The 24349-nt window shown below is 71.3% G+C and carries 27 protein-coding genes; 12 read left to right on the top strand and 15 right to left on the bottom strand.

Annotated features, from left to right (window positions below; all coding sequences use genetic code 11):
• Positions 1-223: 223 nt before the first annotated feature.
• From H4W80_RS46815 to H4W80_RS46800, 4 genes are all read right to left on the bottom strand, one after another.
• Positions 224-832: a GNAT family N-acetyltransferase gene (locus tag H4W80_RS46815; protein ID WP_192790952.1), complete on the bottom strand. Its 609-nt coding sequence runs from the start codon at positions 830-832 to the stop codon at positions 224-226.
• 208 nt (positions 833-1040) lie between these two features.
• Positions 1041-1778, bottom strand: coding sequence for a GntR family transcriptional regulator (locus H4W80_RS46810; protein ID WP_313044680.1), 738 nt, complete (start codon positions 1776-1778; stop codon positions 1041-1043).
• Between the two features lie 1144 nt (positions 1779-2922).
• The gene (locus tag H4W80_RS46805) at positions 2923-3369 is read right to left on the bottom strand and encodes a Zn-ribbon domain-containing OB-fold protein (RefSeq protein ID WP_225964047.1); all 447 of its coding nucleotides are present in this window, start codon (positions 3367-3369) and stop codon (positions 2923-2925) included.
• The gene (locus H4W80_RS46800; protein ID WP_318787377.1) at positions 3366-4535 is read right to left on the bottom strand and encodes a thiolase C-terminal domain-containing protein; all 1170 of its coding nucleotides are present in this window, start codon (positions 4533-4535) and stop codon (positions 3366-3368) included. Before H4W80_RS46800 ends, H4W80_RS46805 begins: the two co-directional genes overlap by 4 nt.
• A gap of 158 nt (positions 4536-4693) precedes the next feature.
• Between H4W80_RS46800 and H4W80_RS46795 the strand changes: the two genes are divergently transcribed.
• The 5 genes from H4W80_RS46795 to H4W80_RS46775 all read left to right on the top strand — a co-directional run bounded on the left by H4W80_RS46795 (position 4694) and on the right by H4W80_RS46775 (position 9862).
• A complete protein-coding gene (locus H4W80_RS46795) occupies positions 4694-5305 on the top strand; it encodes a flavin reductase family protein (RefSeq protein ID WP_192790951.1) in 612 nt (203 codons plus the stop codon).
• Entirely contained in the window at positions 5292-6446 is a 1155-nt protein-coding gene (locus tag H4W80_RS46790; RefSeq protein ID WP_192790950.1) for an acyl-CoA dehydrogenase family protein, read from the top strand. The genes H4W80_RS46795 and H4W80_RS46790 overlap by 14 nt, the downstream gene beginning before the upstream one ends.
• An 11-nt stretch (positions 6447-6457) precedes the next feature.
• Complete coding sequence (locus tag H4W80_RS46785; protein WP_192790949.1) at positions 6458-7228, top strand: SDR family oxidoreductase; 771 nt, start codon at positions 6458-6460, stop codon at positions 7226-7228.
• Positions 7229-7315: 87 nt separating this feature from the next.
• Positions 7316-8611, top strand: a complete 1296-nt coding sequence (locus tag H4W80_RS46780) for a DUF2252 domain-containing protein (RefSeq protein ID WP_192790948.1) — start codon at positions 7316-7318, stop codon at positions 8609-8611.
• A gap of 39 nt (positions 8612-8650) precedes the next feature.
• Positions 8651-9862: an ATP-grasp domain-containing protein gene (locus tag H4W80_RS46775; RefSeq protein ID WP_192790947.1), complete on the top strand. Its 1212-nt coding sequence runs from the start codon at positions 8651-8653 to the stop codon at positions 9860-9862.
• Here the strand turns inward: H4W80_RS46775 and H4W80_RS46770 are convergent.
• The 3 genes from H4W80_RS46770 to H4W80_RS46760 all read right to left on the bottom strand — a co-directional run bounded on the left by H4W80_RS46770 (position 9845) and on the right by H4W80_RS46760 (position 11318).
• Entirely contained in the window at positions 9845-10660 is an 816-nt protein-coding gene (locus H4W80_RS46770) for an ATP-grasp domain-containing protein (protein WP_192790946.1), read from the bottom strand. The genes H4W80_RS46775 and H4W80_RS46770 overlap by 18 nt on opposite strands.
• A 62-nt stretch (positions 10661-10722) precedes the next feature.
• Complete coding sequence (locus H4W80_RS46765) at positions 10723-10989, bottom strand: hypothetical protein (RefSeq protein WP_192790945.1); 267 nt, start codon at positions 10987-10989, stop codon at positions 10723-10725.
• A gap of 44 nt (positions 10990-11033) precedes the next feature.
• Entirely contained in the window at positions 11034-11318 is a 285-nt protein-coding gene (locus H4W80_RS46760; RefSeq protein ID WP_192790944.1) for a hypothetical protein, read from the bottom strand.
• A gap of 199 nt (positions 11319-11517) precedes the next feature.
• Between H4W80_RS46760 and H4W80_RS46755 the strand changes: the two genes are divergently transcribed.
• Positions 11518-12171: an NIPSNAP family protein gene (locus H4W80_RS46755; protein ID WP_192790943.1), complete on the top strand. Its 654-nt coding sequence runs from the start codon at positions 11518-11520 to the stop codon at positions 12169-12171.
• A 10-nt stretch (positions 12172-12181) separates the two neighbouring features.
• Here H4W80_RS46755 and H4W80_RS46750 read toward each other — a convergent pair whose 3' ends face one another.
• Both H4W80_RS46750 and H4W80_RS46745 read right to left on the bottom strand, forming a co-directional pair.
• Positions 12182-13084 (bottom strand): SDR family oxidoreductase, encoded by a 903-nt coding sequence (locus tag H4W80_RS46750; protein WP_192790942.1) that lies wholly within the window; start codon positions 13082-13084, stop codon positions 12182-12184.
• A gap of 31 nt (positions 13085-13115) precedes the next feature.
• Positions 13116-13853, bottom strand: coding sequence for an SDR family oxidoreductase (locus tag H4W80_RS46745; protein WP_192790941.1), 738 nt, complete (start codon positions 13851-13853; stop codon positions 13116-13118).
• A gap of 46 nt (positions 13854-13899) precedes the next feature.
• Between H4W80_RS46745 and H4W80_RS46740 the strand changes: the two genes are divergently transcribed.
• Genes H4W80_RS46740 through H4W80_RS46725 form a run of 4 tightly spaced genes read left to right on the top strand, consistent with a single transcriptional unit; the run spans position 13900 to position 17141 of the window.
• The gene (locus H4W80_RS46740; RefSeq protein ID WP_192790940.1) at positions 13900-14628 is read left to right on the top strand and encodes an enoyl-CoA hydratase family protein; all 729 of its coding nucleotides are present in this window, start codon (positions 13900-13902) and stop codon (positions 14626-14628) included.
• Between the two features lie 8 nt (positions 14629-14636).
• Positions 14637-15407, top strand: a complete 771-nt coding sequence (locus H4W80_RS46735; protein ID WP_192794140.1) for a CoA transferase subunit A — start codon at positions 14637-14639, stop codon at positions 15405-15407.
• Positions 15391-16110, top strand: a complete 720-nt coding sequence (locus tag H4W80_RS46730; protein WP_192790939.1) for a CoA-transferase subunit beta — start codon at positions 15391-15393, stop codon at positions 16108-16110. Before H4W80_RS46735 ends, H4W80_RS46730 begins: the two co-directional genes overlap by 17 nt.
• Complete coding sequence (locus H4W80_RS46725; RefSeq protein WP_192790938.1) at positions 16107-17141, top strand: NAD(P)H-dependent flavin oxidoreductase; 1035 nt, start codon at positions 16107-16109, stop codon at positions 17139-17141. Before H4W80_RS46730 ends, H4W80_RS46725 begins: the two co-directional genes overlap by 4 nt.
• Here the strand turns inward: H4W80_RS46725 and H4W80_RS46720 are convergent.
• The 5 genes from H4W80_RS46720 to H4W80_RS46700 all read right to left on the bottom strand — a co-directional run bounded on the left by H4W80_RS46720 (position 17138) and on the right by H4W80_RS46700 (position 22006).
• Positions 17138-18154: a hypothetical protein gene (locus H4W80_RS46720; RefSeq protein ID WP_192790937.1), complete on the bottom strand. Its 1017-nt coding sequence runs from the start codon at positions 18152-18154 to the stop codon at positions 17138-17140. The genes H4W80_RS46725 and H4W80_RS46720 overlap by 4 nt on opposite strands.
• A complete protein-coding gene (locus tag H4W80_RS46715) occupies positions 18151-18483 on the bottom strand; it encodes a PadR family transcriptional regulator (RefSeq protein WP_225964046.1) in 333 nt (110 codons plus the stop codon). The genes H4W80_RS46720 and H4W80_RS46715 overlap by 4 nt, the downstream gene beginning before the upstream one ends.
• 67 nt (positions 18484-18550) lie before the next feature.
• Positions 18551-19222, bottom strand: a complete 672-nt coding sequence (locus H4W80_RS46710; RefSeq protein WP_192790936.1) for a pentapeptide repeat-containing protein — start codon at positions 19220-19222, stop codon at positions 18551-18553.
• Positions 19223-19307: 85 nt separating this feature from the next.
• On the bottom strand, positions 19308-20783 hold the full coding sequence (locus tag H4W80_RS46705; protein WP_192790935.1) for a glycoside hydrolase family 3 protein: 1476 nt from the start codon (positions 20781-20783) through the stop codon (positions 19308-19310).
• 65 nt (positions 20784-20848) lie between these two features.
• A complete protein-coding gene (locus tag H4W80_RS46700) occupies positions 20849-22006 on the bottom strand; it encodes an acetyl-CoA C-acetyltransferase (RefSeq protein WP_192794138.1) in 1158 nt (385 codons plus the stop codon).
• Between the two features lie 100 nt (positions 22007-22106).
• Here H4W80_RS46700 and H4W80_RS46695 point away from each other — a divergent pair, with 100 nt between their 5' ends.
• Complete coding sequence (locus tag H4W80_RS46695; protein WP_192790934.1) at positions 22107-22775, top strand: TetR/AcrR family transcriptional regulator; 669 nt, start codon at positions 22107-22109, stop codon at positions 22773-22775.
• Positions 22772-23452 (top strand): DNA alkylation repair protein, encoded by a 681-nt coding sequence (locus H4W80_RS46690; RefSeq protein ID WP_192790933.1) that lies wholly within the window; start codon positions 22772-22774, stop codon positions 23450-23452. The genes H4W80_RS46695 and H4W80_RS46690 overlap by 4 nt, the downstream gene beginning before the upstream one ends.
• Here H4W80_RS46690 and H4W80_RS46685 read toward each other — a convergent pair.
• The gene (locus H4W80_RS46685) at positions 23445-24284 is read right to left on the bottom strand and encodes a LysR family transcriptional regulator (RefSeq protein ID WP_225966007.1); all 840 of its coding nucleotides are present in this window, start codon (positions 24282-24284) and stop codon (positions 23445-23447) included. The two genes, H4W80_RS46690 and H4W80_RS46685, sit on opposite strands and share 8 nt — an antisense overlap.
• Positions 24285-24349 lie beyond the last annotated feature (65 nt).

Here is a 24349-nt window from a genome sequence, read left to right as displayed (position 1 = left end):
CGCCGCCGATCACCCCAAAAAGTCCCGGCCAACGGCCTCCCCGCCGCCCCAGAGGCCCGCTCCAGGCGCCCTGACGCTCCCACAGCGTCCGCGCGACCGGTACCCCCTGCCCGAGCCCGCCGGACGAGCCCACAGCCCGCCACGCGCCCTGTGGGGCGGGGGGCATCGGACGCGAGGGCGCTTGGCCCCGATCCCGAGGGGACCGGGGCCGTGAGTGCGGGTGTCAGGCGGAGATGAGTTCGGCCATGGTCAGGTCACGGAAGGCCGTGGTGGCCAGGTCCAGCGACGGGCGCTCGAAGAGGGCGCCGGACGCGCGGTGGGGAAGGTCCACCGTGCGGACGTGGCGGAACCCGCGCCTGCGGTAGTACTCCTGCAGCCGCCAGTTGTCCTTGGCGCAGTCCAGGCGCAGGTACGGCAGGCCGGCCGCGTGGGCGTAGGTGCAGGCCCAGTCCAGGAGGGCGTCCCCGAGGCCGCTGCCGGACCAGGGACGCGCCACGGCGAGCTTGTGGACATAAAGGGCAGCCCCGGGGTCGTCGTCGAGTGTCCAGAACTCGGGGTCCGCGTGGTCGTCGACGGCTATCGTGGCTACCGGCGGGGCCGATTCGTCGGGGTCGAGGTATCTGAGCTCGTCGTCGAGCAGGAAGAGCACCCGCTCCTCAATGAGCGGCACGATGCGCTCGGGGCCGAACCCCCCGCGCGGCCACTGCCGCACTCCTCGCGAGTAGAGCCACTCGGCGGCGTCCGCGAGCAGCGTGAGTACGCCGGGAAGGTCCTCGGGCTCCGCTCTGCGGAGCGCGAGCGGGTGGAGCAGCGTGTTGGTGTTGGTGTGCATAATAAAACTCCCGTTGCGTAGGGTTTGCGCGCATACACAAAGCGTGATGAAGCAATGGTGCGCGTAGCCGAAAATGGGGCCTCAACCCGATAAATATGGATAAATGGCGATTTAGGGGAGTATGCACGACTCCCCTAGGCCAGCGAGGCGGCTAATTTCTCGCTGCGCCCGGCCCCAGCCGGCGGGATCACCCCTTCAACCGAGCTCGTTAGCGGCCATCGAGCTCGTATCTGATCAAATGTTTGTCGGCGGGCAGCACCGACACCGCGACACGCACTGGCATGTCGGCCCCGTCGAATCCAACTCGGACATACACCATGACCGGCGTGCCGAGCTCGAGCTGGAGGCGCTCGGCCTCCTCCTGGTTGGGCATGCGGGCCCAGATGTCGTCGGTGACGCGCACCTGCGCATGCCCCAGCTCCTCCAGCACCCGGTTCGCCCCTCTCGCGATGTCTCCGGGCCTGGCGATCTCAGAGTCGGCAACCAGATCACGGGGGAAGTAGGAATCGTTGGTGTTGTACGGCTGACCGTCCACGAAACGCAGCCGGCGCCTCACCACCGCCAATTCCCCGTCCGCCAGCTCCAGCCTGCTGGCGATCTCCTCTACAGGAGAGACCGTCAGCACCTCGATGTACTGGCTAGGCTCGCGGCCTTCCTGCGCCACGGCATAGGCGAAGGCTTCCCGCAGTTCCCCAGAAGGTTGTGGCTCCAGCTCCCGCTGCGGATAGATCAGCAGCGGTCTGCGGTCTCTGACCACGGTTCCGCGCCGCGGCGTGCGCGTCACGAGCCCCTCATTGACGAGCTCTCCCAGGGCCAGCCTTACGGTGTTCCTGCTCACCCCATGGTCTTCCATGAGCTGCGCCTCGGTCGGCAGCTGTGATCCCGGGCCGAGGACACCCGAGTAGATGGCTCGACGCAACTCCGCAGCCACCTGCTGATACAGCACCGACCTTGCCACTTTCACCCCTTTTGTTCCAACAATTTAGACGATCTGGTTCTAGCAGGCCACAACCCCTTGACCGAACCGCCTCCACCGGCCCATCATCCATTCGTTGGTACAAATCCATCTAAAGGCCGGTGAGGGGGTGAAGGCCAGTGTTGCCGGTCCGCACGGGTACGCCGTACCTGCCCTGGCATGCCCCTTGCGAAGCAACACGTTTACTGCGTTACGGGTTGCGTCGCCAGGGGTTCACCCACACCTACCAGAGCATGGGCATCGGTGTGCGCGAGCTATCGGTGTTGACTGAGCTGACCGTGTGGTGCAATGACGGATCCTTTGTCTGGAATGAGGAGGGTGGCGCCCCCGTCACGCACCCCATTGATGACCCGGTTGGTGCAGCTCAACGCATCGCCGCACGTTACCGGCAGCGGGAGCTTTCACACTCCCCCATCGACTCCGTGCGCGAACCAACGGTCTAGGACTCCATCCCTCGCCGGAGTCCTGGCGCCGTCGCGCACGGGACAGGAAGCGCGTCCTGGCGGGTCCCCCACGCCCGCCAGGGCGCGTTTTCCTCCAAGGGACCAACGCAGGGCATCGCGCCTTCCCGCCGCGGGCGGGGGCCGGGCCCTTCCAGGCGGATCCCGCGCCCCAGGCGCGTGAGCGACCGCCGGCCGCGCCGCTTCCGGGGCGCCCGCCGTCCTTCGGGTCCTCGCCGATCCCCAGGTGAACGCCGCCCTCCGGATGCGCACGCCACCAAGGTTCCTCGCCGACCCCGAAGCACTCGCCGCCGCCCGGAACGGCCCACCCCATCTCGTACGGTCACCACGGGCGACCCCACCCGCCGACCATGGCCGGGCCCCGTCCAGGGAGACGCTTCTCCGGTGTGCGGGACCGGGCGCCGTCACGGCACGGCACGACCGGCGGGGTTGTTCCGTCGAGGACCGGCGGGCAGGCAGGATCGCTCCTCGTGACCCGCAGGTCACGCGTGTCATCGAGATCCCGTCAGTCATCGTTCGCCGCCAGTCCGAGCCGTCCGCGTCGACGCCTTCTGCCATCATCATCAACCTTCGGAGCCGAACTCGTGGGCCCCTTCGTGATGGTGGGACTGGTGGGATTCCCGGTACCAATCCAATTTCCGGAGCAAGGTCAACTAGGGGGAGGACTCGCGCCGCACCGGAAGATCATCCAGATTTCCGTCATCCTCCACCGGCGCCCAGTCCACCAGGGTCAACCGCTCGTCGACCCGGCGGTAGGCGGCCCGAACCCGCCGGCCACGCTCCGGAGCCCCGTCGCCGCGCCAGTTCCCGTACACGAAGCACCCCGGCACCGCCGCCAGCCGGACCATCACCACCACGTACGGCACCCCGAACCCCGGCATGAACGGCTGATGGTTGACGATCCAGCTCTCGACCACCCCCTCGGGCTCCACCTCCCGCCAGTGCCACGCCTCCGTGCGGCACTCGGGGCACAACGCCCGCGCGGGGAAGCGCACCGCCCCGCACCCGTCGCACTCCTGGACGGCGAACTCCTGCCGGCCGACCCGCTCCCACCACTGCCTGGAGTCCCGGTCGGGTTCGGGCCGGTAGGCCGTCATCATGATCTCCTCAGGATCAGGGCGGAGGTGGCCGGCAGGATGTAGCCGGGCTGGGCCGTGGACAGCGCGACCTCGGCCCCGGGCACCTGGCGGTCGCCCGCGTCGCCTCTGAGCTGGGAGACCGCCTCGGCGATGTGGTTGATGCCGTGGACGTAGCCCTCGGACAGGAAGCCGCCGTGGGTGTTGACCGGGAGCGGGCCGTCCGGCGCCGTCGCACCCGAGGCCACGTACGGGCCGCCCTCGCCCTTCTCGCAGAACCCGTAGTCCTCGAGCTGGACGATCACCGAGTACGTGAAGCAGTCGTACAGCTCGGCCACGTCGATGTCCGCCGGCCCCAGACCGGCCTGCGCGTAGAGGCGCGGGGCCAGGGCGGCGGCCGCGGTCACCGTGGGGTCGGCGGACGGGCCCGAGAGGTGCGACGTGCCGCCGCCCCAGGCCGCGGCCGAGATCAGCACCGGGGGGCGGCGCAGCGCGCGGGCGCGTTCGGCCGTGGTGACGACCACGGCGCAGGCTCCGTCCGTCTCCAGGCAGCAGTCCAGCAGCCGGAACGGCTCCGCGATCCACCGGCTCGCCAGGTAGTCGTCCAGCGTGATGGGGGTGCGCATCAGGGCGCGGGGGTTCTTGGCCGCGTTGGCGCGCTGAGTGACGGCCAGTTGCCCGAAATGCTCGGCTTGAGTGCCATATTTCAACATGTGGGCTCGGGCGAACATGGCGTACTGCTGCGGCGGCGCCACATACCCGTACGGCGCCTGATACTGCACCTCCGGGCTCACCGGCACGCCCCGGCCGGTGCCGCCCATGCGGAACTCCGAACGGGCGTTGATGGCCCGGTAGCAGACCACCGTCTCGGCCACCCCGGCCGCCACCGCCAGCGCCGCCTGACCGACGACCGCGTGCGAGACGCTGCCGCCGCCGAACTGGTCGAGGTGCCAGGCGAGGTCGGTCAGGCCCAGCGCGGGGGCCACCAGCGTGGGGGCCGCGGAGTCGCCCACGCGGTGCGTGGCCAGACCGTCCACATCGTCCACCGCCAGCCCCGCGTCCTCCAGCGCGGCCAGCACGGCGCGGCAGGCCAGCGTGAGGGTGCTGACGCCCGAGTCCTTGGTGAAGGGGGTGTAGCCGACCCCGGTTATCGCGGTGCGGTCCCGGATGTCAAGCAAGCGCTTGTGCACAAACGTCACGTTAGGCCGGTAATTTCCCCCATGTCAACGCGCCTCACCCCCCGCACCCCCCGCACGGCATGCGAACTTGACATGGTTTCCCCGTTCGCCCTAGCGTCCAAGCAAGCGCTTGGTATAGTGAGCGCAGACGGTGGACTAGGAGGCGGACCATGAGCACACACGCTGCCCGGCTCGTCGCGCCGGACGGCTGTCGCGGCCTTCCGACGCCCCCTCAGCGCAGGATTCGCAACGGAGCCGCCATGCCGACCGGCCCTTCACCTCACAGCGCGAACGGTCACCTCGACAGCCGGCGCTTCCGGCAGGTGCTCGGGAGGTTCGCGACCGGTGTGGTGGCGATCACGGCGGTCGACCCGGTGAACGGCCTGCCGTGTGGCCTGGCGGCCAACTCCTTCACCTCGGTCTCGCTCGACCCGCCCCTGGTGGCGTTCTGCGTGGCCTACACCAGCACCAGCTGGCCCAAGGTGCGCGGCGCGAAGGTCATCACCGTGAACGTGCTGGCCGAGCACCAGCAGGCGGTGTGCTCCCAGATGGCGACCAAGGGCGGCGACAAGTTCGCGGGCCTGGAGTGGACCGGCTCCCCCGGCGGCAACCCGGTGCTCGAAGGCGCGCTGGCCTGGATCGACTGCGCGATCGAGGCCGAGCACCCGGCGGGTGACCACATGATCGTGGTGGCCCGGGTGCTCCAGCTCGACACGCACTCCGAAGGCGGCCCGCTGCTGTTCTTCCGCGGGGGCTACGGAGGCTTCGTTGAGCGTCTCTGACAGAGGCGCGGCGGGGCTGCGGGAAGAGGCGCGGGCCTGGCTGGAGGACGCGCTGAGCGGAGAGTTCGCGCACGTCAGAGGGCTCGGCGGGCCCGGGCGCGAGCACGAGGGCCACGAACTGCGGCAGGCGTGGGAGCGCCACCTCGGCAAGGCCGGGTGGACCTGCCTGGGCTGGCCCGAGCGATACGGCGGCCGCGCCGCGTCCCTGGAGGACCAGGTCGCCTTCTACGAGGAGTACGCCAGGGCCGACGCCCCCGCCAGGGTGGGCCACATCGGCGAGGGGCTGATCGGCCCGACCATCCTCGAATTCGGCACCGACGAGCAGAAGGACCGTTTCCTGCCGCCGATCCAGCGCGGCGACGAGCTCTGGTGCCAGGGCTACTCCGAGCCCGAGGCGGGCTCCGACCTGGCCAACGTGCAGACGAAGGCGCACCTGGAAGGCGGCGAGTGGGTCGTCACCGGGCAGAAGGTGTGGACGTCGCTGGCGCACGTGGCCGACTGGTGCTTCGTGCTGTGCCGTACCGAGCCCGGCTCGCAGCGGCACAAGGGGCTGTCGTACCTGCTCGTCCCCATGGACCGGCCAGGGGTGGACGTGCGGCCGATCGTGCAGCTCACCGGGACGTCGGAGTTCAACGAGGTGTTCTTCGACGGCGCGCGCACGGCGGCGGGGAACATCCTCGGTGCGCCGGGCGACGGCTGGCGCGTGGCGATGGCCACGCTCGGTTACGAGCGCGGCGCCTCGACGCTCGGGCAGCAGATCGGGTTCAGGCGGGAGCTGGCCAAGGTCATTGAGACCGCCGGGCGGACGGGCGCGATCGACGATCCGGTGCTGCGTGACAGGCTCGTCCAGGCGTGGCTGGAGCTGGAGATCATGCGGCTGAACGCGCTCCGGATGCTGCGTCCTGACCCGGGGCCCGAGGTGTCGATCGCCAAGCTCTACTGGTCGGAGTGGCACCGGAGGCTGGGCGAGCTGGCGCAGGCGGTGCAAGGGAAGGCCGGGCTGGTGGCCGAGCCCGTGGAGGGCGAGTTCAACGACCTGCAGCGGCTCTACCTGTTCAGCCGCGCCGACACGATCTATGCCGGATCCAGCGAGATCCAGCGGAACATCATCGCCGAGCGCACTCTGGGACTCCCCCGCTGATTGGAGCAAGGATGCCCCCGTACCCCAAGGCGCACGGACTGCTCGACGGCAAGGTGACGCTCGTGACGGCCGCCGCAGGGGCGGGCATCGGCTACGCGACCGCGAGGCGCTGTGCCGAGGAGGGCGCCACGATCGTCGTCTCGGACCGGCACGAGCGCCGCCTGGCCGCCGCCGCCGACGCGCTGACCGAGCTCACCGGCGTCAAACCGCTGGCCGTGCCGTGCGACGTCACGTCGGAGGCGCAGGTGCTGGCGCTGTTCGACGCGGTGGTGGAGGCGCACGGCAGGCTCGACGTGGTGGTCAACAACGCCGGTCTCGGCGGTACGGCGCCGCTGGCCGAGATGTCCGACGAGCAGTGGCACACGGTCATCGACGTCACCCTCAACGGCACCATGCGCTGCACCAGGGCCGCGCTCAGGCAGATGATCGCCCAGGGCTCCGGCGTGATCGTGAACAACGCCTCGGTGATCGGCTGGCGGGCCCAGCGCGGGCAGTCGCACTACGCCGCCGCCAAGGCCGGGGTGATGGCGCTGACCAGGTGCGTCGCGCTGGAGGCCGCCGAGCACGGCGTGCGGGTGAACGCGGTGGCGCCCTCGCTGGCGGTGCACCCGTTCCTGGCGAAGGTGACCAGCGAGGAGCTGCTGGCGGAGCTGGCGGCCAAGGAGGCGTTCGGGCGGTCGGCGGAGCCGTGGGAGGTGGCGAACGTGATCGTCTTCCTGGCCAGCGACTACTCGTCGTACATGACGGGTGAGGTGGTCTCGGTCTCCTCGCAGCACCCCTGACGGGGGGCGCCGCGGCCACCCTGACCCCGGCGCGTCAGGGAAAGATCAGGGTGGTCGGCAGGGTCCCGGGGATCTAGTGTCCGAGGCATGGGCGCACGCTCCTCCTTCCTGCTCGATGTCCTCATGGCAGAGTTCGGCGAGTCGATCAAGCGAGACCCCGCGGCGTTTAGGCGGAAATTTCGGAAGATGGCGGCCTCTCCGTTCGCGTTCTACCGGGGCAGTGCCTGCCTGTTCTACGCGGACATGGCCGAGTCCTACGCGGACCGTTCCTACCTGGACGAACCCACCAGCCGGGTGTGGATCCACGGCGACCTGCACGCCGAGAACTTCGGCACGTACATGAACGCCTCCGGCGTCCTCGTCTTCAACGTCAACGACTTCGACGAGGCGTACGTGGGCCCGTACGTCTGGGACCTCAAGCGCTTCGCCGCCAGCGTGGCGCTCATCGGCTACGCCAAGGCGCTGTCCGACGACTCGATCAGCGTGCTCGTCACCGACTTCGCCGCCGCGTACCTGGTCGAGCTGGGCGCCCTCGCCGCGGGCGGGGACGACGCGATCGGCTCGCTCACCCTGGGGACCACCAGCGGCGTGCTGCACCGGGTGCTCCAGACGGCGCGGCTCAGCACGCGGGTGGCGCTGCTGGACGTCGAGACCGTGATCGACGACTACGACCGGCGGTTCGCGCTCATGGAGGGGCGGGAGCCGGTGGACGCGGCGACCAGGCAGGCGGTGCTGGGCGCGTTCGAGGATTACCTGACCACGCTGCCCGTGCAGGCCGGCCCGGTCGAGCACGTGATCAAGGACGTGGCGCTGCGCAAGGGGGTGGGCATCGGGTCGGCGGGGCTGCCCTCGTACAACCTGCTGCTCGAAGGGCGCTCGCAGGCGCTGGAGAACGACGTCATCCTCTACATGAAGCAGGCGGCCGTGCCCGCGGTGGCCCGCCACGTCACCGACGAGAAGGTGGCCTCGTACTTCCTGCACCAGGGGCATCGCACGGCGGAGTCGCAGCGGGCGCTGCAGGCGTACGCCGATCCCTGGCTGGGATACACCACGCTCAACGGGGTGGGGCAGCTCGTGGCCGAAGTGTCGCCATACTCGGCGGACCTGGACTGGGACGACGTGAACGAGCCGGCCGAGCTGCGCTCGATCGTGCAGGACCTGGGGCGGGCGGTGGCGCGCATGCACGCGGTGGCCGACGACGAGTCCAGCCACGACCTGGTCGACTTCTCGACGGAGGAGGCGATCGTGGCGGTCATCGGCAACGACAAAACCGGATTTATCGGGATGCTGGTGGATTTCGCCCACCGGTACGGGGCACAGGCCCGGGAAGACCATCAACGGTTCGTCGACCTGTTCCGCAACGGCCGGCTCCCTGGCGTCTGACTCCGGCCGCCGAGCGGGCGGTCAGGCAGGAGGGGCGTCGTGCGACATCTGATCGGGCTGCTGCTCGGGACCGAGGAGGACTGGCCGTCGGCGTTCGAGACGGTGCTGCGGCGGCTCGGGCCCATCAAGGGGGTGGGCGAGTTCGACGTGGAGCGGCTCACGATCGAGCCGTTCGACCTGCGCGCGAAGCCGCGTCACGAGCTGGTGATCGACCGGCTCGCGTACTGGTACTACCACCCGCGCGAGTGGCTCAAGAAGGTCGCCATGATGGACGACGTCTACCTCCTGAACAGCCCGTTCACGTTCCAGTCGATGGAGAAGCACACGGCGTACTGCGCGATGATGCGGCTCGGGCTCAAGGTGCCGGAGACGGTGCTGGTGCCGTTCAAGAACCCGGTCGACAACGCGCGGTACGCCTACACGGCGGCCCGCTACAACCAGTCCTTCGACCTGGACGAGGTCGCGGAGCGGATCGGCTACCCGCTGTTCATGAAGCCCTACGACGGCGGGGCCTGGCGCGGCGTGTCACTCGTGCGCGACCGGGACGAGCTGCACCGGGCCTACGACCAGAGCGGCGAGATGCTCATGCACCTCCAGCAGGCCATCGACGGTTATGACGCGTTCGCCAGGTCGCTGTCGATCGGCGCGGAGACCATGGTCATGCGCTTCAGGCCCGAGGAGCCGATGCACGCCCGCTACGTCGTCGACCACTCCTTCCTGTCGCCGTCCGTGGGCGAGGAGGTGGTGACGATCGGGAAGCTGGTGAACGCGTTCTTCCGGTGGGAGTTCAACTCCTGCGAGACCCTGGTCAAGGGCTCTGACGTGCACCCGATCGACTACGCCAACGCCTGCCCCGACGTGGCGCTGACCAGCCTGCACTACTACTTCCCCTGGGCGATCAAGACGCTGGTGAAGTGGAGCGTGTTCTGCGTGGCCACCCGGCGCAGGCCGCGCATCGACCTGGAGACGCACGACTACTTCTCCGTGACGGGGACGTACGAGGAGCGGCTGGCCGAATATCGCCGGCTGGCCGACGCGTACTTCGAGACCGAGCGCTACCACGAGTTCTGCCAGGACCGCCTGGCCCGCCTCGACGAGGTGGTGCTGGAGTGGGTGGCCGGGGCCGAGTTCGACCGGTTACTGGTGGACACCGTGACCGCCACGTATCCGGCCCACGAGCGTGACCGCTTCGTCGAGCACTTCAGGGGGCTGCTGCGCCTGTGGGTGAAGGACTCAGAGCAGCTCGCGTAGCGCCTTGGCGAAGTTCGCCGGCGCCTGCGGCTCCCACCGCAGGTAGAGGTACGGCTCCGTCAGCTCCACCTCGATGACCGCGGGCTCGCCCCCGGGTAGCCGGACCAGGTCGATCCTGGCGTAGAGAAGGGGCTGAGGTACGGCGGCGAGCACCTTCTTCGCGAGATCGACCTGGTCCGGGGCTGGGGTGCGCCGCTCGGACCGCGCGTTGTCCTGCTCGCTCGCCCCTGGGACGAGCATGGGCATGCGGCGGACGGCGTGGCTGAGGCGGCCGTTGAAGTACAGCAGCGAGGTCTCCCCCTCCGCCTCGACCATGTCGAGATACGGCTGCACCATCGGCGTGCGCCCGCCGGCCTCGATCGCGGCGGCCAGCGCCCGGGCCTCGTCGCGATCGGTGGTCCTGGTGGTGTCGCGGGCGCCGGCGGAGATGGCCGGCTTGACGACGTATTCGGGCCAGTGCGGCAGGTCCTGCGACGACCAGTGCGTCGGCACGATCGGCACGCCCAGGTCCCGCAGGTAGGTCTTGTCGGTGTTGGACTCCAGCACGGAGCCCGGGTTGAGCAGCCTGGTGACGGACTCCACGCCACGCGCCCACTCCAGGAACTCCGCCCGCCTGAGGTCGTAGTCCCAGACCGAGCGGACGACGACGGCGTCGTACGCGCTCCAGTCGGCGGCGGGGTCGTCCCAGCGCTCGACCCGGCCCTCGATGCCCGCCTCGCGCCAGGCGGAAAGGACCGGGTCGCGCTCGTCGTCGACGCCGTGGGGATCTTCAAACGTTACATAGGCACAAAGAACCACCCACGGATGCTAGTACGGGGGCGAGCCAGGCCATCTCGGGACCTGGCCCGCACCCCTCCCGGCTAGTCGAACTCGACCATGTCGTCGATGCCCACGATGCTGCGGTTGGTGGCGGTCGCGGCGTTGCCGTTGACGTTGTTGACGCTGGTCGCGCCGCGGCCGCTCACGTTGCTGCTGACGACGTTGCCGAAGTTGTTGCCCGACTGCGAGGAGCCGCGGTTGGAGCTGGAGTTACCCGCGTTGACGTCCGCGTACGCGGGGGCCGACAGCAGGGTCACCCCAGCAGCGGCGGCGACGACGAGACCGGTCACGCAGAGCTTCTTCACCATGGTCGTGGTCCTTTCAGATCGTGTTGGCTTTGGACGTCAGCCGGTCAGTAGAAGATGTAGGTCACCGTGATGCCGCCGTTGGTGGCGGTCGGTGCGATGCCGTTGACGTTGTTGACGTTGGTCGAGAAGTCTCTGCCGCGGTTGACGGCGGTGACGTCCCCGAAGTTGTTTCCGGACTGGGACGAGTCGCTGTTGCCGCTCCAGTTGCCGGCGCGGGTGTCGCCGCTCAGCGGCCCCCACCAGTCGTCAGCGTGAGCCGGGGCAGCCAGGAGTGCGCCGCCGACGGCCGCGCCCAGCACGGCTGCGGCGGCGCACACTCTTTTGATCAACTTCTGCTCCTTCGCCGGTAGGGTTCAGGGCCGGCGGGCACGGGCGCGCCGCCCCTTTGACCTTCCTTGACCGCAGGAGATCAAGGTCACAGCGAGCATATAACCGTGGGTTGCCGATCGGTAGCACTCTGTTACCAGAATATTGTTCGCCCAATAGGCTGACAGAAGATGTCAGTGACCTGGGCCTAACGTCCGCCGCATGATCTACGAACTGCGCCAGTACACCCTGCTGCCCGGGCGGCGGGACACGTTGATCGAGCTGTTCGAGCGTGAATTCGTGGAGACCCAGGAGGCGGCGGGCATGGGGGTCACCGGCACCTTCCGCGTCCAGGGCGCGCCCGACCGGTTCGCCTGGCTACGCGCATTCCCGTCCATGGCGGCACGCAAGGACGCGCTGGAGGCCTTCTACGGCGGGCCCGTATGGCGGGCCCACCGGGACGCCGCCAACGCCACCATGATCGACAGCGACGACGTGCTCCTCCTGCACTCCGTGGGGGCCGAGCCGCCCGCCTGGGAGCGGCCGCCCGCGGGCGCGACCGAGCCGCCGAAGTCCCTGTACGCCGCCACGATCTACCACGTCGAGGACGGCTTCTCCGCCTTCTTCGCCCGGGAGGTCGCGCCCGTGCTGGCCGAGGCCGGGGTGCCGCCCGTCGCGTGCCTGGAGACCGAGCACTCGGAGAACGACTTCCCCCGGCTTCCGATCCGGACCGGGGAGAACGTGTTCGTGTGGTTCGCCCGCTTCGACCCGGCCGAGGAGGAGCGGGAGGTGGACCTGCCCATGCTGAAGCCCCGCCTGACGGCCGCCCCCGAGCGCATCCTGCTCCACCCGACCGCCCGTTCGGCCATGCGCTGACCCGTCCGGCTCACGTCCCGTACACGGGCTCCGGGGACGGGGCGGCGGCCAGGAGCCCGGCGACCGCCTCGCCGACGGCCGCGGGGTCCCAGCGGGCGCCGCGCTCGGCCCGCTCGCCGTGGCGCCAGCCCGTGGCCAGGGCGATCGAGCCGCCCTCCACCTCGAACACCCGCCCCGTCACGTGGCCCGCCCCCTCGGAGCCGAGCCAGACGACGAGCGGGGCGATGTTGGCCGGGTCCATGGGGTCGAAGCCGGACTCCGGCCTGGCCATGGTCGCGGCGAACACCTCCTCGGTCATGCGGGTGCGAGCGGCGGGGGCGATGGCGTTCACCGTCACGCCGTACCTGCCCAGCTCGGCCGCGGCCACCTGGGTCAGCGCGGCGATGCCCGCCTTGGCGGCCGAGTAGTTGGCCTGGCCGACGCTGCCCAGCAGGCCCGCGCCGGACGAGGTGTTGATCACCCGGCCCGTGACGCGCTCGCCCGCCTTGGCGCTCTCCCGCCAGTACGCCGCCGCGTGCCGCAGCGGCAGGAAGTGGCCCTTGAGATGGACGCGGACGACGTCGTCCCACTCCTGCTCGGTCATGGAGACGAGCATCCGGTCCCTGACGAAGCCCGCGTTGTTCACCAGGACGTCGAGGCGGCCGTACGCGCTGACGGCGGTCTTGACCAGCCGGGCCGCGCCGCCCCAGTCGGACACGTCGTCGCAGTTGGCCACCGCCTGGCCGCCGAGCGCCTCGATCTCCGCGACCACCTCCAGCGCGGGGCCTCCCGAGGCGCCCTCGCCGCCGGGGCCCGTGCCGAGGTCGTTCACCACCACGCGGGCGCCCTGCCGGGCGAACTCCAGCGCGTGATCCCTCCCGATCCCCCGTCCGGCGCCCGTCACGATCACCACGCGGCCAGCACAGATTCCCACACAGACCTCCCAGAAGGATCATGCAGAGATATCAGGAAATGTCACCGGAAGCCAGGTGCCGCCAGGCGGGGATCTCGCCGCCGCCGTCCACCCGGACCTCCGCGCCCGTGACGTAGCCGGGCGCGGCCAGCCACAGGCAGGCCGCGGCCACGTCGGCGGGCGTCGCCATCCGGCCCGCCGGGATGGCCGCCCCCATCCCGTCCTCCTGCCCTCCGTAATGGGAGGCGGCGTTCTCGGTGTCGGCGAGGCCGACGACGACCGTGTTGACGCGCACCTCCGGGGCCCACTCGGCGGCCAGGCAGCGGGCCAGGTGGTGCAGCCCGGCCTTGGCGGCGCCGTACGCCGAGGTGCCGGGCGAGGGGCGGGCGCCGCTGGCGCTGCCGATCATCACGATCGCCCCACCGCCGGCGGCGAGCAGCGGGTAGGCGAACTGCGAGACCAGCAGCGGGGCCGTCAGGTTGAGCTCGACGACGCGGGCGTGCAGGCGCGGCGAGGTCCCGTCGAGCGGCGCGTACGGCGAGCCGCCGGCGTTGTTGACCACCACGTCCAGCCGGTCGAACCCGGACATCAGCCGCTCGACGTCCTCGGCCACCCGCACGTCGGCCCGCGCGAACCGGATCCCCGGCGCCGGGGCGGCCGGCTCGCGCCGGGCGCAGACCGTCACGTCGGCGCCCGCCTCCCGGAAGGCGCGGGCGATCCCCGCCCCGATGCCCTGGGTGCCGCCGGTCACCAGGACGGCCCTGCCCGTGTAGTCGTAAGTCACGGTCACGGGTGCTACCGTACCAAGCAAGCGTTAGGTGCAACCAGGGAGTCTCATGGGGATCACTCTGCGGGCCGGGCCGATCGCCGAGGTGGTCGTGGACGTGCCGCCGGTGAACGCGTTGACCGTGCGCGGCTGGGAGGAGCTGGCCGGGGCCGTCCGGCGGGCCGGGGACGATCCGGAGACCAGGGTGGTGGTGCTGCGGGCCGAGGGGCGCGGGTTCAACGCCGGGGTCGACATCAAGGAGCTGCGGGACGCCGAGGGCCACGAGGCGCTGGTCGGGGTCAACCGGGCGTGTTACGCGGCGTTCGCGGCGGTCTACGAGTGCGCGGTGCCGGTGATCGCGGTGGTGCACGGCCACTGCCTGGGCGGCGGCGTCGGCCTGGCGGGCAACGCCGACATCGTGGTGGCCGGCGAGGACGCCTACTTCGGGCTGCCCGAGGTGGACAGGGGCGCGCTGGGCGCGGCCACGCACCTGGCCAGGCTGGTGCCGCAGCACCTGATGCGGGCCATGGTCTACACGTGCAGGAACGTGACGGCGGCCGAGCTGCACGCGTTCGGGTCGGTGCTGGAGGTCGCGCCGCGCGACAAGCTGCGTGACGCGGCGCTGGAGGTGGCGGGGCAGATCGCCGCCAAGGACCCGTACGTGATCCGCCGCGCCAAGGAGTCCCTCAACGGCATCGACCCCGTGGACGTCAAGCGCAGCTACCGCTTCGAGCAGGGCTTCACCTTCGAGCTGAACCTGATGGGCGCCGGAGACCGGCACAGGGAGCGATTCACGTGACCAAGCTGATGTCGGCCGAGGAGGTCGCGGGCACGGTCGAGAGCGGGATGACGATCGGGATCGGCGGCTGGGGCTCGCGGCGCAAGCCGATGGCCCTCGTCCGCGCCCTCCTGCGCTCCCCCGCCACCGACCTCACGATCGTCTCGTACGGCGGCCCGGACGTGGGCATGCTGTGCGCGGCGAAGAAGGTGCGCAAGGTCGTGGCCCCGTTCGTGACGCTCGACTCCATTCCCCTGGAGCCCCATTTCCGGAGGGCCAGGCAGGCCGGGGAGATCGAGTTCGCGGAGTACGACGAGGGGATGTTCATGTTCGGGCTGCTCGCGGGGGCGCACCGGCTGCCGTTCCTGCCGACGCGGGCGGGGCTGGGGTCGGACGTGCTGCGCGTCAACCCCGGGCTGCGGACGGTGCGCTCGCCGTACGCGGACGGGGAGGAGCTGGTCGCGGTGCCCGCGCTGACCATGGACGTGGCCCTCGTCCACCTGAACCGGGCCGACGCGCGGGGCAACGCCCAGTACCTGGGGCCCGACCCGTACTTCGACGACCTCTACGCCAAGGCGGCGCGGCGGTGCTACGTCTCGTGCGAGCGGGTCGTGGAGAACCTGCTGAAGGAGGGGCCCGTGCAGTCGCTGCTGATCAGCCGGTCGATGGTGGCGGGGGTGGTGGAGGCGCCGGGCGGGGCGGGGTTCACCTCGTGCGAGCCCGACTACGGGCGCGACGAGGCGCTGCAGCGGCGCTACGTGGAGACGCCTTGGGAGGAGTTCGATGAGCAGCAGGGCTGACGTGTGCGTGGTGGCGTGCGCGGAGGCGTTCCGTGGCGACGGCGAGATCCTGGCGGCGGGCATCGGCGGGCCGGTCACGGTGCTGGCGGCGCGGCTGGCGCGGCTGACATTCGAGCCGGAGCTGCTCACGCACGACGGCACCTGCCTGCTCACCGGCGACGTGCCCGCGCTGGGCGAGGCGCCCGGGGTGGTGGAGGGGTGGCTGCCGTTCCGCGAGCACCTGTGGCTGGTGCTGAACGGGCGCCGCCACGTCATGCTCGGGGCGAGCCAGATCGACCGGTACGGCAACACGAACATCTCCTGCATCGGCGACTGGGCCCGCCCCAAGGCGCAACTGCTGGGCGTGCGGGGCGCGCCGGGGAACACCCGCTGCGACCCCACCAGCTACTGGATCCCCCGCCACTCCCCCCGGGTGTTCGTGCCCTCGGTGGACGTGGTCAGCGGGGTCGGGACCGACAGGGGCGCCTTCGACCTGCGCCGCGTCGTGACGAACCTGGCCGTGCTGGACTTCCGCACCCCCGGCGGCACCATGCGCCTGGTGTCGGTGCACCCGGGGGTCGAGGTGGACGACGTGGTGGCGGCGACCGGCTTCGAGCTGGACATTCCCGACAACGTGCCCCGGACGCGCGGGCCGACCGTCGAGGAGCTGGAGGTCCTGGACCGGCTCGACCCCGAGCGCCTGCGGGACCGGGAGCCGGCGTGAGGACCGCGCTGACGTCCCTGGTCGGGTGCCGCCACCCGATCGTGCAGACCGGCATGGGGTACGTCGCGGGCGCCCGGCTGGCGGCGGCCACCTCCCAGGCCGGCGGGCTCGGCGTGATCGGCGCCGCGACGATGTCCGCGGCCGAGATGACCGCCGCGATCAGGCGGGTGAAGGAGCGCACGGACGCGCCGTTCGGGGTGAACCTGCGCTCCGACGCCGACGACGCCGCCGAGCGGATCGGGGTGCTGATCCGGGAGGGCGTGCGCGTGGCGTCGTTCGCGATGGCGCCCAAGCGGGACCTGATCGCCCGGCTCAAGGACGCGGGCGTGGTCACGATCCCGTCGGTCGGGGCGCGCCGGCACGCCGAGAAGGTGGCGGGCTGGGGCGTGGACGCGGTGATCGTCCAGGGCGGCGAGGGCGGCGGCCACACCGGCTCCGTCGCCACGACGTTGCTGCTGCCCCAGGTCGTGGACGCGGTGGACATCCCGGTGATCGCGGCCGGGGGCTTCTTCGACGGGCGGGGGCTGGTGGCGGCGCTGGCGTACGGGGCCTGCGGGATCGCCATGGGGACCAGGTTCCTGCTGACGAGCGACTCCCCCGTGCCCGACGAGGTGAAGAAGCTCTATCTCGCGACGCGGGACACGGTCGTCACGACCAAGGTGGACGGGGTGCCCCACCGGGTCCTGCTGACCCCGTTCGTGGTCTCGCTGGAGCGCTCGCGCCTGGTCAGGGCGGTGGTGAACGGGGCCAGGTTCAGGCGGCTGTCGGGGCTGTCGTGGGGCGAGCTGCTGCGCGAGGGCCGCCGGATGAGGCAGGCGCGCGACCTGACCTGGGCCCAGGTCCTGCAGGCGGCCAACACGCCGGTGCTGCTGCGGGCCGCGATGGTGGAGGGCCGGGCGGACCTCGGGGTGATGGCGTCGGGCCAGGTGGTGGGCGTGATCGACGACCTGCCGTCCTGCCGCGAGCTGATCGAGCGCATCATGACCGACGCCGAGACCACCCTGACCCACCTGGGCCGCACGCTTGCCTAGGGGGTGGGCGCCAAGGCGGCCAGGCCGCCGCGGCGGCGGCTCAGGGCGGCGCCGGCGGCGAAGGCCAGGGCCGCGCAGCCGAGCTGGGCGAGGGCCGTGGAGGTGGGTATCCACAGCAGGTCGCCGAGGTCGCCGAGGGCGGCCGCGGGCAGGAACAGCACCAGCGCCGCCCGTCGCCCCAGCGCCGACCGGCACGCGACCCCGGCGGCCAGCGAGACCACGACGAGCCAGGGCACGGGTTTCCAGACCACGACATCGTGGTGGGCGGTCACGTCCACCCAGCGCACGAGGGCCTTGCTGGCGGTCAGCCCCACCAGCGCGAGCGGCGCCCAGAGCAGCAAGGTACGCCGGGGGATGGCCCGCAGGGCCCGGTGCGCTGCGGGTATGAAGGCGATGACGGCCGCCGCCACGTGCGCCACGAGGACCGGGCCGACGTTCGGTGTCGCCAATTCCACCAGAAGGACCCGGCCGCTCGGCACCGACCGGATGTCGAGACCCGGAATCATCCCGCTCCAGGGGTCCGCCATACCCACCACGAGCATGACCGCGCCGAGCGCGGCGACCCACTTGCGGCCGGACAACACGGCCAGTGCGAGCACAGCCGCGATGGCGATCGGCTGGACCAGGTGCCGGGTCGTGGCGGGTCCGGTCAGGACGACGACACCGTAATTCCACGCGGTCTCCAGGGTTGGGACGCCGTTCACCAGCGCCTTCGCCAGCGCCGCCGTCAGCATCAGCAACGGCCACAGCGCCACGGCGAGCGCGACCCCGTCCCGCCAGGAGGGCGCCGACCCCGCGCCGAACGCCCGCCGGGCGTGCACGCGCAGCGCCCCCCACAGCAGGTCGGCCGCGTCGGCGGGATGCGGGCGGGTCTGGCCGGGCCGCGCTCCGGCCAGCAGCACGCCGATCATCTCCTCCTCGTGCCGCTCCTGGTGATCGCGCGGGTAGCAGGCCAGGAGGCGGCGGTAGCGGGCTTCGAGCGGGCTCCTGCCATGCGCTTCGAGCGGGCTCACGCCAGGCCTCCCGCCCCCGCGGCGCGCAGGCGCGCGGCGGCCGCCCGGGCGTGCCTGCTCATCCGCTCGGCCTCCGCCGCCAGCCTGGCCGCGCCGTCGCCGGTGAGGCGGTAGTAGCGACGCACCCGCCCGTCCACGATCTCCTCCCGGTCCGCCTCGATGAGGCCCTCCGCCTGGAGGCGGTCGAAGGCGGCGTACAGGGTGCCGGCGCGCAGGCGGACCTGGCCGTCGGAGATGCGCTCCACGTCGGTGATCACGCCGTACCCGTGCTGCGGCCCGGCCGCCAGCGCGGTCAGGATCAGGAACGTGGGCTCCTGCATCGATTTCATATGATCAATATATATCGATGATCTGACTATCGACAGCGCGAACGGGCGACGAGAGAGGCGCCCGAGGCTAGAGCACGGTGATGCCGCGGGCGGCCAGGATGGCGTTGGCCTGGGCCTGGTTGATGATCGCGCCCGCGAACGCCCGCAGCTTCGCGTCGTCCGGCTCGCCCAGGTCCGCGCCGCGCAGATCGGCCTTGTTGAACTTGGTCTGGAGCAGGCGCGTCCCGATGAAGCGGCAGTCGCTGAACGTGGCCTCCGTGAAGTCGCACCCCGACAGGTCGGCGTCGTCGAAGCGGACCCCCTCGACGGCCTCCCCGCGCAGGGAGCAGCCGCCGAGGTTGGCCAGGGTCAGGTTGGAGCGGGCGATCTTGAAGCCGGTGCCGCGCGAGCCCGTCAGCGCGGCGCCGATCATGCGGCACCCCGTGAACGAGACGTCCGTGAGGAGCGCGCCGCCGAACTGGGCCGAGGACAGGTCCACGTCCGTGAATGTCACGTCGATGAGGTCGGCGTCGTTGAAGCGGGTCCGCATCCCGCCCCCGCCCGTGAACGAGGCCCCGTCGAGATCGGCCTTGCGGAAGTCGGTCTGGTCCAGCACGCACGACTCGAACCTGGCCCCCGCCAGCGGGGCGCCCCACAGGTCGGTCTCCGTCAGGTCGCACTCGCGGAAGACGTGCGTCTCGTCCGCCGGGAGCCGGTCGGCCAGCGCCTTGCGGGAAAGATCCTCGCCGTCGAAGTTCACGGGATCACACCCTACCGGTGAGCACCTCCGCCGCCTGCCCGCGTCACGACCTGCCCGTGAGCACCTCCGCCGCCGCCTGCCCGCGTCACGATCTGCCCGTGAGCACCTCCGCCGCCGCCTGCCCGCAGACCCGGGCGGAGCCGTACGTGGCGATGTGCACGGCACCCAGATCCGACCGCTCGGGCAGCCCCATCTCCACCACCACGGCGTCGGGCCGGGCGCTGAGCAGGTGCCGCAGCGCCTGCTCCTGCCAGGCGTGCCGGTGGACGTCCCGGACCACGATCACCAGCGGCCGCCCGGCGGCCTCCCCGAGCAGGCGCTCCAGCGCCGAACCCGTCGAGTCCCCCACCGCCAGCCGGGTCACCACGGTGCCCGGCAGCAGGCGGGCCAGCGGCCGGCCGACGCCCCACGGCGTGTTCCTGTCGATGGCCAGGTTCATCTCGGGGGCCAGCTCCACCACGGACGCGGCCGAGGTCAGCGGCAGCACGGGGGCGGTGGAGCGGCGGGTGATCCGGATCGCCCGGCGCGCGGCGGCCAGGCCCACGGAGCCGTCGCGGGGCGCCTGGCTGCCCGAGGAGGCGGCCCATGAGGCCAGCTCGCGGACCCTTCGAGCGGCGTCGGCCAGCCGCTCCTCGGGCAGCAGTCCCTGGGTCACCGCCGTGGCGATCGCGTCGCGGATGCCGGCGGCGGTGGCCTCGTCGGCCCGTTCGCCGCCGACGCAGATCGCGTCGGCCCCGGCGGCGATGGCACGGGCGGAGGCGCCCCCGATCCCGTACGTCCCCGACACCGCGGCCATCTCGATGCCGTCAGTGATGATCATTCCTTCGAACCCGAGCTCCTCCCGCAGCAGCCCGGTGAGCACCTTCGGGCTGAGCGTGGCGGGCAGTTCGGCGTCGTACGAGGGCACGAGGAGATGGCCGGTCATGACGGCCCTGACGCCCTCCTTGATCGCCTCCCGGAAAGGGAGCAGCGCGTCCTCGATCCCGTCGGCCACCACGGGGACGCCGTGATGCGAGTCGACCGAGGTGTCCCCGTGCCCGGGGAAGTGCTTGGCGCACGCGGCCACGCCCGCCGACTGCAGGCCGCGGACGAACGCCCCGGTGTGCCGGGACACCAGGGCCGGGTCCGCGCCGAAGGCCCGCAGGCCGATGACGGGGTTGTCCGGGTTGGAGTTCACGTCGGCCGAGGGGGCGAAGTCGAGCGTGACGCCCGCCGCCGCCAGCTCGGCGCCGAGGTCCCTGGCCAGGGCCTCGGTCAGGGCCACGTCGTCCACGGCGCCCAGCGCGTACGCTCCGGGACGGCTGCTCCCCGCGGCCACCTCCAGCCGCGTGACCTCCCCCGACTCCTCGTCGGTGCCGACGAGCACCGAGGGGTTCTCCGCGCGCAGCGCGGCGGTCAGGCGGGCCACCTGAGCCGGGTCGGCGATGTTGCGCGAGAACAGCACCACGCCGGCCAGCCCCTCGCCGAGCCGGCGGCGCAGCCAGTCGGGAGGCATGTGCCCGGTGAAACCGGGAAAGAGGACGGCGTCGGCAAGGCGAAGCAGGTCACCGCTCAAGGGCATGACCCGAAATCTAATAGGAAAGTTTCCTATTTGCTAGAGTCATTTTCAGACGTCAGCACCTTCCTTCAGGCGGGCAGCCGCTCGATGACGGTGACGTTGGCCTGCCCCCCTCCTTCGCACATGGTCTGCAGGCCGTACCGTCCGCCCGTACGCTCCAGCTCGTGCAGCAGCTTCACCGCCAGCACGGCTCCGGTCGCGCCGAGCGGGTGGCCGAGCGCGATGGCGCCGCCGTTCGGGTTCACCTTGGCGGGCTCCGCGCCGGTCTCCTTGATCCAGGCCAGGACGACCGGCGCAAACGCCTCGTTGATCTCGATCGCGTCGAAGTCGCCGATGGACAGGCCCGTCACGCCGAGGGCGTGGGCGGTGGCCGGGATGGGGGCGGAGAGCATCACGATCGGGTCGGCGCCGCGGGCCGACAGGTGGTGCACGCGAGCGCGCGGGGTCAGGCCGTGCTCGCGTACGGCCCTGGGTGAGGCGACGAGCAGGGCCGCCGCGCCGTCGGAGATCTGGGACGCCAGGGCCGCGGTGAGCCGGCCGCCCTCGACGAGGGGCTTGAGCCCGGCCATCCGCTCGATCGTGGTGTCCCGGCGCGGGCACTCGTCCGTGGTCACGCCCTCGTAGGGGGCGATCTCGCGCACGAAGCGCCCGGCGTCGATGGCGTGCAGGGCCCGGCGGTGCGACTCGTACGCGTACCGCTCCATCTCCTCGCGCGACAGGTCCCAGGTGACGGCCATCTGCTCGGCCCCCGCGAACTGGGAGACCTCCTGCGTGCCGTACCGCTCGACCCAGCCCTTGGACCCCCCGAACGGCGTCTCGTGGCCGAAGGCGCGGCCCGCGAGCATCGCGGCCGAGATGGGGATCATGCTCATGTTCTGCACGCCGCCGGCCACCACCAGGTCGCTCGTGCCGGACAGCACCGCCTGGGCGGCGAAGTGGAGCGCCTGCTGGGACGAGCCGCACTGGCGGTCCACCGTGACGCCGGGCACCTCCTCGGGGAGCCCGGCCGCGAGCCAGCAGGTGCGGGCGACGTCCCCGGCCTGCGGGCCGATCGTGTCCACACAGCCGAAGATCACGTCGTCGACGGCCGCCGGGTCGGCGTCCGTCCGCCGCATCAGCTCCCTGAGCACGTGCGCGCCGAGGTCGGCGGGGTGCGCCGCGGCCAGGCCGCCGTTCCTGCGCGTGACGGGGGTGCGGACGGCTCCGACGATGTACGCCTCGTTCACCATCATCGCATCGTAGCAAGCGCTTGGTAGAGCACGGAATGCCGCATGAGCTGCACCGGTTAGGTGAACAAGCGATTGTGCGAGGGCTCATAATGGTGTCGTGACCACGCGTAAGAACTCCGGCACCACGACCACCCCGGCCAAGCGCCAGCGCGCGAGCTCATCGGGGACCGCCTCCGAGCGCCGCGACCACCTCGTCAAGCTCGCCGCGGAGCTCTTCGCACGCAAGGGCTTCCAGGCCACGACAGTACGTGAGATAGCCGACGAGGCAGGCATCCTCTCCGGAAGTCTCTACCACCACTTCGACTCCAAGGAGACGATCGTCGACGAGGTGCTCTCCACCTTCCTCGACGACCTCATCGCCCGCTACCGCGCGGCGGTCGACACCAGCGCCGACGCCCGCACGGTGCTGTCGGAGATGGTCCGCATCGGGTTCGGCACGCTGGAGCCGCACCGCGCCGCGATCACCGTCATGCAGAACGACTGGAACTACCTGCGGCAGTTCGAGCGGTTCAACTACCTGGTCAAGGCCGAGGACGAGGTCGAGCAGATCTGGGTGACGCAGATCAAGGCGGGCCAGGCGGCCGGGCTGTTCCGGGCCGACGTCGATCCGAAGCTGACCTACCGCATGATCCGCGACACGATCTGGGTCGCGGTGCGCTGGTTCCGCCCCGGCGGCAGGCTCAACACCACCGGCCTGGCCGAGCACTACATCACCGTGCTCTTCGACGGCCTCGCCACCGGCGAGCGCACCACGCAAAAGGGATGAGCCTCGGCAAGGCAGTGCGGCTGGCACTGCAGGGGGTCGCGGAGCCCGGCAAGGCCGAGGCGATGCGCACGTACATGAAGTCCACGATGCCGTTCCTGGGCGTGCAGGCGGTGCGCAGGCGGGCGGCGCTGCGACGGGTGTTCGCCGAGCACCGGCTGGAGAGCGCGCCGGAGTGGCGGCGGGCCGTGCTGGCGCTGTGGCGGGAGGCCGAATACCGCGAGGAGCGCTACGCCGCCGTCGAGCTGTCCGGCTACCACCTCTACCGCGACTACCAGACCCTCTACACCGTGCCGATGTACGAGGAGATGATCGTCACCGGGGCCTGGTGGGACCTCGTCGACGAGCTGGCCACCCACCGCGTCGGCGGGCTGCTGACCACCTACCCCGATTCGATGCGGCCGCTCATGCTGGAGTGGGCGCACGACCGCGACCTGTGGAAGCGGCGCACCGCGATCCTCAGCCAGAACCGGTTCAAGGAACGCACCGACACGGCCCTGCTGTACGCGTGCATCGAGCCGAGCCTGTCGGACAACGACTTCTTCGCGCGCAAGGCGATCGGCTGGGCGTTACGCGAATACGCCAAGACCAATCCCGACGAGGTGCTCCGCTACGTCAACGCCAAGGGCCTCACCGGCCTGAGCCGCCGCGAGGCCCTGAAGAACCTCCCCCTCACCTAGTCCACAGGGCGTCCTGGACGGCCTGCACCAGGGCCATCAGCTCCGGTGTCACCCGCTCCTTCGACCAGGCCAGCGCGTACGTGATGCGCAGGTCGCCGGCGTCGAGCGGCACGAAGCGCACGTCGTCCCTCCTGATGGTCCTGACCAGGAGCTGCGGGATCGGCAGCAGCCCGGCGCCCGCGGCCACCAGGTCGAGCGCGGCCGCGAAGTCGTCGTCGGCCGCCAGGCGCGAGCGCCCCGGCAGCCCCGGCCACGGGCGGCTGCCCGGCGTGAGCAGCACCTGCCCGCCCAGCTCGCCGGGCGCGACCTTGGGCCGGGAGGCCAGCCGGTGACCCGCGGGCACGGCCAGGTGGTCGACCGTGACGTGAAACCTGGCCGCCGTCACGAACTGCGCCGGCGCCGGAGTGGCCAGGATCGCCGCCGAGACCTCGCCGTCCGCCAGCGCCCGCACCGCCGCGCCCCGGCCCGCCGCCCGCAGCTCCACGCCGATCGCCGGGGTGCGGCCGGCCAGCCGCCTGACGATCCGCGCCGCCAGCGCTCCGACGAGCGGTGGATAAGCGAGATGAATGGTCGGCCTGGCCAGCCGCGCCGACTCGGCCTCGAAGGCGCCCACCGACTCGATCACCTGCTCCGCGTACGGCAGCAGCGCCTTGCCCTCCGCCGTGAGCCGCACGTCGCGGGCAGTCCGCTCGAAGAGCCTGACCCCGGCGGCGCGCTCGAGCCGGGTGATGGCCTGGCTCATGGCGGGCTGGGACATCCCCAGGTCGGCGGCGGCCCTGGAGAAGCTGAGCCGCTCCGCGACCCTGGCGAAGCAGTGCATCTCCTTGAGCATAAGCAGCACCAATCCATGATGCACGAGCTCCCGAGTGCTCGGCAGGATGCCTGCGACCAGCCGAA

It is taken from the genome of Nonomuraea angiospora, assembly GCF_014873145.1.
Lineage (GTDB): Bacteria > Actinomycetota > Actinomycetes > Streptosporangiales > Streptosporangiaceae > Nonomuraea > Nonomuraea angiospora.
This window is presented reverse-complemented; position numbering and strand designations above follow the sequence as displayed.